Raw genomic sequence first — 10,425 nt, forward strand, 5'->3', positions numbered from 1 at the left:
CCCAGCCTGTAGTTGGCCAAACCCGGGAAAAGCTGGCGCGCCAACGGAAGCGTATCGAGCACCACGCCCTTGGGAGCCGCCGACCGGTGTAATTTCACGTCTTCAAGCATGAACTTGTAATCGAACGGGGCATTATGCGCCACCAGCGGCAGGTCGCCGCAAAACTCCGCGAAGTCGGCCAGCACATCCGCAATCTTCGGCTTCCCGCGCACCATCTCGTCGGAGATGCCGTTAACCGCCGACGCATCGGGGGGAATCGGAATCCCCGGATCCACCAGCGAGCCGAATCCCTTGACGGGACGGGCCCCATCGAAAAGCACCGCACCCACCTCGACGATCATGTCTGCGGACGGTTTTGTCCCGGTGGTTTCTAAATCAAAAGCAACAAATTTCATATAGGACGAATATCGGATGCCGTTTCGTAAGGCCACCCCAAAAAGGCAATAAAAAACCCGCCCGGGGTTAAACGGGCGGGTTTCGATGGTCGGGCAGATGCAACCTTAGTTGGTAGCAGCCTGCTGGCGAGCCAGTTCGCGCTGGGCGCGGGTCATGCCACGGTCGTCGACCTGAGTGGCCTTGACGGAGATGACGAGGTTTTTCTTGGACGAACGGGAACCTTCGGTGCGGAAGAGGCGTCCGAGGTACGGGATATCCCCGAGGAACGGAACCTGGTCGCGGAAGGTTTCGGTGCGTTCGTCGACCAAACCGCCCATGATAACGGTGCTACCGTCGGCGATGGTGACCTGGGTCTGAATGGTGCGGGTTTCGATCACCGGCATCTGAGCAATCAGGTCGCTGCCGTCGCCGAAGAGCTCGGACGAGTTGTTACCGCCGGATTCGTAGGCGTTCGAACCCACCTTGTATTCTTCCCAGCCCTTGAACTTGTTGATTTCCGGCTGGAGGTCGAGGTCGATCGTGTTGCTTTCGGCATCCACGACCGGGGTAACCTTGAGCACGACACCGATGTCGTAGTCTTCCCAGTCCTGGGGCTTGACGACCGGCGAAGTACGTTGTCCGGTTTCCACGTCGTAGTCCTGCGGGTAGCGATGGACTTCAACCACGCGGATGATGGCTTCGTTACCGGATTTGGTGGTTACTTTCGGAGCGGACAGCACGTCGGCGGTACCTTCCTGTTCCATGGCGGTGATCGCCATGTCGAACGGGAACGAACCGTTGTTGCTGAGAACCATCTGGGCCGGAGCACCGCCCATCAGGGAGAGGATGCCGGTCTGGACGGATTCAAACGCCGTGGTGTTGTTGCGCTGTGCAGTACCGAACAGGCTCTGTCCGGGGGAGTCGGTGATCTGTGCGTAACCGGTGGTCCCATCCTGGTAGAGATAGCCGCTGTCGGAGTCAACACCGTAACCACCGTTGACCGAGTAGGCGGATCCATAGCCCTGGCTCTTGGTGTAGTAGTTGCGTTCGGTGTCGAGTGCGAGGCCGGCGAATTCGCCGTCGTCCTTCAGGGTGTAGTCGAATCCGAGTTCTTCGAGTGCGCCTTCATTGTATTCAATGAACTTGGCTTCGATTTCAACCTGCTGCGAACGCTTCTTGATGGCTTCGTCTTCGAGGTCGTTGAGGATGTTCTGTACGGCTTCGATGTTTTTCTTGGTGTTCTTGACGAACAGCTTGTGGAAGTTCGGCTGGTAAATCGCGGAGGAGCCGTCCGGCCACTCGACGATGGAGAAGAATCCCTGTACGTCGGCCGGGCCCCCTACGGAGGAGGTGGAAACATCGCCGAAGAGAGCGTCGGCCCCGCCGCCGCTATTGCCACCGGCCATGGATTCGAGTTCCATGCCGACTTCGGGAATGACGTCGAAGGAAACCAGCTTGAGCACGTCGGCCGGAACATAATCCACCGGCATGATGGCAACAGCCTTGGGCTGGACGTCGAATTTCAGGGATGCCATTTCGACGATGTACTGGAGCGCTTCGTAGAGGCTCATGTCGCGAATGGAGATCGTGATGTTGTTCTGGTCGGCGGCCGCGGAACGCTCCATGCCGAGCAGGAGGATGTTCACGCCCTGCTTGTTGCTGTCGAGGCGACGGCACGTTTCGGTAAGAAACAGAACGACGTCCTTGATGTTGGCATCGCGGAAGTCGAGACTCGGAACGGTGATGCCCTGCAGACGAGCGGTCATCGCGGCAATGGCGATTTCCTCGGGGCTCTGGACTTTAACCTCGGGCTTGCCGATATCAACGTTGAGCAGGGAGATGTCCGGCGTCCAAGCCTTGTTGACATCGCTAATGGCGATGGCGCGGGTAGCGCGGGCACGTTCGATCTCTTTGGCGGAAATCTTGTTCGCGGTGCGCTTCAGGTATTCCATGGCTTGGCGGTTGTAGGGGTCCTTGTCGAGAACCGCTTCAAAAGCCGCTTCGGCTTTGTCGAGCTCATCGTTGCGGTAGAACTCAAGGCCGCGGGTGAACAGGTCGTCCTGGACGGGAGCGGCGGTAGCCGCAGCAGCGGCCGGAGCCGGCGCGGCAGCGGAGCTTTGCACCGTTGCAGGCTGAGCTGTTTCTACCGCGGCAGGGGCGGGAGCTGCATCAGGAGCAGCCATTCCACTGCTCTGGGCGGCGTCAAGTTGTGCGAATACGTCATCCAGGCTTTCCTGGGCTACAATCGTTTGTGCTCCGAGAAGCGCAACCAAAAGTGTCGAGATACAGGTTTTAATCATTTTCCTTCCCCTCTACTTCCTTATAGAAAATGCCATTAAACCGCGTGTTCATCAGGGTCCGCGGAAAGCATTTACCAACATCTATCACCCTATTCTAAATCCTCAGGCAAACTATCACACTCACCCTCGGCCAAACCAACAATTCCGAACTTTTCTCCGGACTCAATATGCTTCACCACGACCCTGTCGGGGAGGACATCTTGAACCGCATACACATCATTACTCAAAGATAATAACGCACCCATAGTAGCTATTATCGACCCGCGATCAAGTATATTAATCAACAGAGCTTCACTTTCTGGATCGGGCGTAATTTTCCCTTTTTCGAGGACAATTTCGGCATTTCTGCGGGAAAGAACCAGTTTTTCGACATCGCCGATATCGGCCGCCGGTTCATAGCGCTGGATCACAATCCCCTTGAGTGCTTTTTTGAGCTTTTGGTCGATCTCGTTTCGAAGGTCTTCGCCCATATCCTCGCCGATCGCCTTGAAGTAGGTATTTCCGTCGGACGGGGTGTTGAGCTGGAACATCATCTGCCCGCCCGGCAGTTCGCTCGCTCCTTGGAAAACCACCGGAAGCGGAACGTCGCGCCGCTCCACGAAACGCAGCTTGGTGATGTAGGGCGGGTGGGATTCGGAATCGGTCGGATCGGTTTTCGCGGCGAACTCCTCGCGGTTGGAAAAACCATCGGCGTCGGCGTCCTGCGCGGCGTCGGCCGCGTTGAACCGATCGAAACCATACTCCAGCTCCCAGTCATCGGTAATACCGTCGCCATCGCGGTCGAGCTGGTTCATGGCGGGTTGCGGGATATTCGAGAAGGGGCACACCTCGGCTTCGTACGGGATGGGATAGGCACTGCCCATCGCCACCACGCGCAGTTCGCTCACCAGCAAACCACGATCCGCTTCGGCAGAACGGTGCGGCTGCTCCATGGCAGCGGTCGCCGCTTCCAGGCGGGACACATCGGGAGCTGCGGCACCGCGCCGCTGCTGCGGCGACAGCCGCACTCCTGCGGCAATGCGCGCGTTGCCGGCGGCCACCTGCCGAGCAACAAGCACCACGGATAGGGCCAGACCCGCCAGCAGGCCAACCAGCACCGCGGCCTCCATCCCCTGCTTGGTTGCTCGAAGCGGCTTCATCGTTCCCCCTCCGCCGGATCGAAATCGTAGACATCGATGGTCAGCGACACCTTGACGGGCTCATTGCCGGTGATGATCCGTTCCGGCCGGGACAGCGCTTTTTCCCCCACCAGAATCCCGCCGGAAAGGTGCGCTAGCGGATCGTCTTCCCCGACCCCGCCTTGCTTCACCTTTTCAGGATTATAGTCGAGAATCGCCGTCTTCGTGCCGTGCGAAAACCCGGAAACAACCATGAAATGCGGCGCCGCTGAAAAATGGTCGAGCACGCGCCAAACCCCCGCCTCGGAAGCGGTGAACACAACCCCGATGCGCTCGACGGAATAGAGCCGTGCGGCGAGCCTTTCCGCGCCATCCGACACGTCGCGTTTTTGCTTGGCGGCCGGCGGGGCGCCTCTGGCGGCGCGGCGGCGCGGTTCCTGCGGCGGCGGCACGGTTTCGAACGGCTCGCGCTCGAGCGAATCGATCGAATCCACCCCGCTGTTCACCAGTACGTCGGCGACGCACTCCACCGAATAGAGCTGGCGCGAAAGGCGGGGCACGTGGCGCGATTCGGGGATCGCGCCGCCACTGGCATATTCGGCAAAGCCCGCTTCCAGCCCCGCCGGCAATCCAACGCCGGCGTGCTCCGCGTTTTTGCGGAACCGCTCGATCACGTTCTGCGCACGCGCCGAAAAATCGGCCGCCTGCACATGGCCGACCGGAAAGGGCGCACGGATGAGAGCGGCCTCAAGCTCGCCGACTTGATATTCCAGCATTTCCAGATGGGCCCGTACCTGCTCGACGTTTTCTTCCGAGGGAAAGGGGGTGCGGCTCTGCAGGCGCGCAAGATCGCTCCGGCGCTCTGCGAGCAAACGGTTTTGCGTCCGCAAACCAAGCGCCCCCGTCACGACAAAAACAAGTTCCGCCAGGAGGATGAGCCCGCCGAGGCCACCGCCGATAAAAAGCACTTTGTTTTTCCGGAAACTCATTGCGCGTCCTCCGCGAAATGGACATCCAGCACGAAGCTGCGGGAAAACTGCCTTTTGGTCGGGCGCCGGAAGACCTTGGTCTCGTCCGAAAAACGGGCGCTTTCGCGCAACCGGTCGCGCAATTGAACAACGGCGTCGATGCCCTTGGTTTCCTTGTCGAGATAGCTCACGACCGTAATGCGCAGGCCCGCGGTTTGTTCCCCGTCCTTGAGGGGCTCGCTCCCCACCAGAAACATGCCGTCGGAAAGGCATGCGCGGATCTCCTGCAGCGTTTCGAGCCAGAACGTGCGCTGCCCAACGGCTTCCCCATAAATTTCCGTCCGCCCGAGCAGCCGGTCGATGCGGCGTTCCAGCGGCACCAGCTCGCCCTCCAGCAACTCCAATTCCGCCACGCGGGCACCGACGATCGCCGCTTCCCGCCGGGCGACATCCGCCATCCGGCGCAGGCCCGCAATCCATACCGCGCCGATCAGCACCGCCGCTGCCACGCAGGCCAAAATCAGCGGTTGCCTTTTCTGCAAGCGGCGCTCCTTTTCCAGCGCTTCGGGGACCAGGTTGATGCAGAGCGCCGCGGGCATGGCCATTCCGGCCAGCACGGCCAGATCTGCGCTATCCGCAACGACGACGCTCAGCCGTACGCCTTGCAAGGGATTGAAGGCCTCGACCGGAATCCCGAGCCGGCTCTCCGTCTCGCCCAGATTGCCGAAACCGCCCGCGAGCAGGATGCGCGTCGGGTCGTTGCCTCCCTGCTGGCTGCAGTAGAAGGAGATCGACCGCTGTATCTCCTGCACCAACCGCTGCCCCATGCTGCCGCCGACGGGCAGCGAACGGAAAAAGACCCGGTCGCCGTCGACGAAAACCAGATTGGTCGAATCTTTGCCCGCATCGACCAGCAGGCGGCATTCGGAAGAGCCGGGGTAGCCATTTCGTACCACGTTGGCCAGGGCGGCCGGGGCCACATCGACCCGCTCGACCTGAAGGCCGTTGGCCGCAACGGCATGGACGAGCCCGTTCACCAGCGCGGCCTTCACCGCCACCAGCAACACTTCGGGCTCGGGGGCCGCGGCATCGACGACATGCGCGTCCCACACCACTTCGTCGATCGGGAACGGAATGTTCTGCACCGCCTCGTGGCGAATCGTCTGCGCAACCTTTTCGGGGGCGACGGGCGGGAGCTTGACGAGGCGGGAAAAGACGGAGGGCCCGTCGATGGCGACCACGGCCTTGCGAACCGCGGGCTTGCGCTCGTCGAGCAGCCGTTTGAGGGCGGTGGCCACCAGCGCTTCGCGCGCCATTTCGATGGCCGGATCGGAGGCGATGGCGATCGAGCCATAGTCGATCAGCTCGAGGTTGTCCGGGCTCCGCCGGGCAAAGACCCCCATCCGGATAAAATCCGGGCCGATCTCCAATGCTATGAACCTATCCGCCTTCAAGATGCCAACCCTTCGTTCAGTAGAGGCAGAGGATGCAACCCGGCCGGGAGATTAAAAAGAAAAAAGCGGCTAAATCGAACCGCGCACCGGGGCGCAAGCGAGCATCAAATCCGGCTCAACAGATGGGCCGCCGCCGCTCCCGGATCGGCTTCGCGCAACAGGCTTTCGCCGACCAGGATCGCGTGGGCCCCGGCCTCCTTCACCCGCACCACGTCCTCCGGCGTCTTGATGCCGCTCTCACTGACCAGCGTACTGCCGGCAGGCGCCATGGCGGCGAGCTCGAAGGTGGTGTCGAGCGTGGTGACGAAGGTCTTGAGGTTGCGGTTGTTGATGCCGATGAGATCCGCGCCCGCATCGATGGCGCGCCGCATCTCTTCCTTGTCGTGCACTTCCACCAGCGGCTGGAGCCCGACGGAGCGGATCGCCTGGCCGAAAGCGACGAGCGCTTCGTCGGTCAGGGCGCCGACGATCAGCAGCACGGCGGAGGCGCCCGTTGCCTTGGCGTGGACGATTTGCCACGGATCGACGACAAACTCCTTGTAAAGCATCGGCAGGCCGACCGCCCGGCGGACTTCCGCGAAATCCTCGGCTCCGCCCCCGAAATATTTGTGGTCCATCAGGCACGAAATGGCGCTGGCCCCGTTGGCTTCGTAGCCCCGGGCGATTTCCGATGGGCGGAACGGATCGCGGATCACACCCGCCGACGGCGAGCGGCGCTTGACCTCGGCAATGAGCCCCATCGGGGTGGCCCGAAGCGCCTTCACGAAGTCGGGCCGCGGTTCGACCGACCCGATCTGTTTTTGCAGATCGCCGATGGAAAGGGTTTGCTTGCGCGCTTCGATTTCAACGCGCTTGTCGGCGCAGATTTGTTCCAAAATATTCATGGGATGGGTCTGTATGTATGTTTTTCGTGGCGATTGAACGCTGCCGGTGGTTCGGCCGCGCGGCCGAAAGCGCCGGGGCCGTTACCGATTCATCTTGAGATAGGCTTCGATAAACGGATCGAGGTTGCCGTCGAGGACGCCTTGGGCGTTGCCGACGACGGCGTCGGTCCGGTGGTCTTTGACCTGGGTGTAGGGCTGCAGCACGTAGGAACGAATCTGCGAACCCCAGGCAATTTCGCCCTTGTCGCCATAGAGTTGGTCGACGGCCTGGCGCTTCTTGTCCTGCTCGTGTTCATAGAGCCGCGCCTTGAGCATCTTCATGGCGGCGGCCTTGTTCTTGTGCTGGGATCGTTCGGCTTGGCACTGCACCACGGTGCCGGTCGGCAAGTGGACAATGCGCACGGCGGAATCGGTGGTGTTGACATGCTGGCCGCCCGCCCCCTGCGCGCGGTAGGTGTCGATGCGCAGATCGGATTCCACGATATCGACGTCGATATCGTCGTCGATCTCCGGCGTGACGTCGGCGGCGGCGAAGGAGGTGTGGCGGCGCGACTGCGAGTCGAACGGGCTGATGCGCACGAGCCGATGGACGCCGCGTTCGGATTTGAGCAACCCGTAGGCATAGGGCCCGCTGATCAGCAGCGTTACGCTCTTGATGCCGGCCTCCTCCCCCGCCAGGTAGTCCATGATTTGGACCTTGAAATCCTTGCGCTCGGCATAGCGCGTAAACATGCGGTAAAGCATGTCCGCCCAGTCGCAGCTCTCCGTCCCCCCTGCCCCGGCATGCAAAGTGAGATAGGCATTGCTGCCGTCGAACTCCCCGCCCAGCAACGATTGCATCTCGAGCGACTGGAAATTGCGCTCGACCTTTTCGATTTCGGCAATGGCGACCGCCAGCGCTTCGCCCTCGCCCGCCTCGGCCAGCTCCAGCATCACCTCGGCGTCGTCGAGGCCGTCGCGGATCGCATCGAAGGGATCGAGCACCAACTTCAGGCCCTTGGTGGCGGCAATATTGGCCTGCGCCCGGTTTTGGTCGTTCCAGAAATCCGGTTCGGAGGCGGCGGCCTCCAGCTTTTCGTACTCCGCGCGCTTGGCGACAATATCGAGATAGCCCTCCATTTCGGCAAGCTGTTCGCGGAATTCGGCAATCTTCGTCTTCAGTTCGTCTTGGGTCATGTCTTTTCCATCCAATCGTTGGAGTTGCGCAATATAGCCCAAGCACCCCGCCCCGCCAAACTCCGCATTGAAGAAAAAAGAGCCGGAACACTGCCCGACTCTCGCTCCCCGACAAAAATGAAACTACAGCTCACGTCTGTGTTGCGAAATCAAGGATTCCGGTTTGATCCTCTTTCGGAAGGAGAATCGCGCCGGCATCTACCAGCTCTTTGCACATTTGCCGGCAGACATCCAGCCGCTTTCCGCCCGCAGGTTTCCGGACAACAAACAGCGTATTTTCAGGATGCTCCGGGATAGTCTTCAGGCGTTCCAGTTTGCTCTTCCAGGTATCCGCATGGCTTACAATCTGATGCGTTTCGTTTTTATCTAAATCCAGCGGGCGGATAGCCCGCGTAAAACGGTCATCCTGTTGACGAACAAATGGGAAATGTGCCGTGCAAAGGTCGCCAGAAAAGGTGTGATCGGTGTAATAGCGAAGAATCTGCTTTGCGGAAAAAACCTTCCGCAAACGCTTTTCCATCAGTTTTTCCTGATATTCCTGCCGCTGGGCAAAACCGCGCTCCACATAATGCTCAAACAGGCTTTCCAAGGTCTGGGCAGGATCATCCACCAGACAGGTGCGCGGATTGCTGAAACAGAAGGCCTCTTCCCGCGGCCGAACCAGCATCAGGAAAGTCTGATTAAACTGCCGGGCCAGCTCTTTAAACTGCGGTTGTCCTTTTTCATATCCGTTGTGCAGCACGCCGCGTACCCGCTCCAGCTCCTCCTTGAAGAGCTTGCGGCCTTCGATGAAAGACTCCTTATTGTGCTTCAACTCAGGGAAAAAGTTGGTGATCCGATCCACTCGGCGGGCTTCCAACCGGAAATCAAACCAATGCAGATCCGGACAGGCCATTGCGACACCTAGGTTCACAAATTCTTCGCTCTCCGGATACGGAAGAAAACGAAGAACGGTATAATTACATGCCAGTTTGTTTTTCATCATGCCTGCCCTCCGAATACGTCGAGGAGTCTATCAAAACGGCTTAAAATTGCACGTACAGTTTCCGGCGCAAAATCGCCAGGACGTTCATCCTGCTCCACCCACTCATCCGGGAACGCCTTAATTAAATCATCCAAATGGCCCGCCATATTCCCGAAGCGCTGTTTTTGTTCAAGCAAAAAGGGGGCCGGAATCCGGCTCCGCTTTTCCCGGAAAACGTGGTGCTCGAAAAACGCGACGTCGTTGAATTCCGGATCGAACGCATTGTTGTGGTCTATAATGGTCAATGCCCGACCGACCGGATTCCACAACAGATTCACATTACCGCCCTTCTCGCCAAGCGTGCGGTCTTCGTTCTGAACCCACCAGTCGAACAGCAGGATTTGCCAGCGAAGTTCCTGTGGAACAGACGAAACTTCCACGGGTAAAAGCGATGATGCATCATCCACATAAAGCGATCCGAAAGCCGGGCCTGCACTCAGATCCCGAATCCCCGGAACGGCACAGAATTCCAGCAAGGCCTCCGGCACTTCCAGCACATCGAATCCGGCCACGGGAAGCTCAAGTTCAGCGGCCAGCTTTGCGCAAAGCAACTCATAACAGAGTTCGTTGCGGTTCCATCCGGTGCCCATGCCTTTAATCCAATACAGGCTGCCGTCATCCGCCCGAACCCGAAACGGACGGCTGACGCAGGTTCCTTCCGCACAACGCGCTATAATTTCGATCACCTGTTTCATTGCGGCTCCTCACTGAACGCGACGAGGGCGTCGCATCTACACTTACTGCAACGGACGGCTGAGGACAGCCGTCCCTACCCTTCCCCCCAGACGCGGGCGATGGTTTGTTTGATCTTTTCCTCAAAGCGGGCGATCAGCTCGCGGTTTGCCGCCACCAGCGCCTGCTCCGCCTCGATCTCCGCAACAATCGCCTGCTGCTCTTCCAAGGGCGGGTGGGGGATTTTCAATTCCCGCAGGTCGTTTGTATTAATTTTCAGCGTGCCGTGTGCGGCGGTTTCGAGAATCTTTCCAAACTGAACCTGCTGCTGCCTGAGAGCAACGGCCAAAAACCGAGTCGAGACAACAGCGGCATCCGGAAGCAAAGCCTTCAAATCCTGGTTGAAGGCGCAGGTGTTCATTACTTCGCAGATTGGAACTCCGTTCGCAAGCCC

At 59.6% G+C, this 10,425-nt stretch carries 10 protein-coding genes; all 10 read right to left on the reverse strand.

All coding sequences use genetic code 11. The features are described 5' to 3' along the window. A partial coding sequence (locus tag ABYO54_RS08460) for a PolC-type DNA polymerase III (protein ID WP_372807814.1) occupies positions 1 to 341 on the reverse strand: 341 nt, incomplete at its 3' end. A 159-nt stretch (positions 342 to 500) separates the two neighbouring features. Next, positions 501 to 2,498: a hypothetical protein gene (locus ABYO54_RS08465; protein WP_372807815.1), complete on the reverse strand. Its 1,998-nt coding sequence runs from the start codon at positions 2,496 to 2,498 to the stop codon at positions 501 to 503. Between the two features lie 266 nt (positions 2,499 to 2,764). Next, complete coding sequence (locus ABYO54_RS08470) at positions 2,765 to 3,814, reverse strand: Amuc_1099 family pilus-like system protein (RefSeq protein ID WP_372807816.1); 1,050 nt, start codon at positions 3,812 to 3,814, stop codon at positions 2,765 to 2,767. Beyond that, positions 3,811 to 4,782, reverse strand: a complete 972-nt coding sequence (locus ABYO54_RS08475; protein WP_372807817.1) for a hypothetical protein — start codon at positions 4,780 to 4,782, stop codon at positions 3,811 to 3,813. Before ABYO54_RS08475 ends, ABYO54_RS08470 begins: the two co-directional genes overlap by 4 nt. Beyond that, entirely contained in the window at positions 4,779 to 6,164 is a 1,386-nt protein-coding gene (gene pilM / locus ABYO54_RS08480) for a pilus assembly protein PilM (protein ID WP_372807818.1), read from the reverse strand. The genes ABYO54_RS08475 and pilM overlap by 4 nt, the downstream gene beginning before the upstream one ends. A gap of 155 nt (positions 6,165 to 6,319) precedes the next feature. Further along, a complete protein-coding gene (gene trpC / locus ABYO54_RS08485; protein ID WP_372807819.1) occupies positions 6,320 to 7,099 on the reverse strand; it encodes an indole-3-glycerol phosphate synthase TrpC in 780 nt (259 codons plus the stop codon). An 81-nt stretch (positions 7,100 to 7,180) separates the two neighbouring features. After that, positions 7,181 to 8,275 (reverse strand): peptide chain release factor 2, encoded by a 1,095-nt coding sequence (gene prfB / locus ABYO54_RS08490; protein WP_372807820.1) that lies wholly within the window; start codon positions 8,273 to 8,275, stop codon positions 7,181 to 7,183. A 130-nt stretch (positions 8,276 to 8,405) separates the two neighbouring features. Next, positions 8,406 to 9,260 carry a DUF3037 domain-containing protein gene (locus ABYO54_RS08495; protein WP_372807821.1) on the reverse strand — a complete coding sequence of 285 codons (855 nt, stop codon included), beginning with the start codon at positions 9,258 to 9,260 and terminating at the stop codon, positions 8,406 to 8,408. Then, on the reverse strand, positions 9,257 to 9,994 hold the full coding sequence (locus tag ABYO54_RS08500) for a HipA family kinase (protein WP_372807822.1): 738 nt from the start codon (positions 9,992 to 9,994) through the stop codon (positions 9,257 to 9,259). Before ABYO54_RS08500 ends, ABYO54_RS08495 begins: the two co-directional genes overlap by 4 nt. Positions 9,995 to 10,068: 74 nt before the next feature. Further along, on the reverse strand, positions 10,069 to 10,425 hold a 357-nt coding region (locus ABYO54_RS08505; RefSeq protein ID WP_372807823.1), incomplete at its 5' end, for a restriction endonuclease subunit S.

The sequence above is a fragment of the Pontiella sp. genome, from assembly GCF_041622395.1.
Taxonomy (GTDB): Bacteria; Verrucomicrobiota; Kiritimatiellia; order Kiritimatiellales; family Pontiellaceae; genus Pontiella.

Coding starts and splice junctions, on each gene's coding strand:
- ABYO54_RS08470 (WP_372807816.1), bottom strand. CDS start 3,814: ATGAAGCCGCTTCGAGCAACCAAGCAGGGGATGGAGGCCGCGGTGCTG.
- ABYO54_RS08475 (WP_372807817.1), bottom strand. CDS start 4,782: ATGAGTTTCCGGAAAAACAAAGTGCTTTTTATCGGCGGTGGCCTCGGC.
- pilM (WP_372807818.1), bottom strand. CDS start 6,164: ATGGGGGTCTTTGCCCGGCGGAGCCCGGACAACCTCGAGCTGATCGAC.
- trpC (WP_372807819.1), bottom strand. CDS start 7,099: ATGAATATTTTGGAACAAATCTGCGCCGACAAGCGCGTTGAAATCGAA.
- prfB (WP_372807820.1), bottom strand. CDS start 8,275: ATGACCCAAGACGAACTGAAGACGAAGATTGCCGAATTCCGCGAACAG.
- ABYO54_RS08495 (WP_372807821.1), bottom strand. CDS start 9,260: ATGATGAAAAACAAACTGGCATGTAATTATACCGTTCTTCGTTTTCTT.
- ABYO54_RS08500 (WP_372807822.1), bottom strand. CDS start 9,994: ATGAAACAGGTGATCGAAATTATAGCGCGTTGTGCGGAAGGAACCTGC.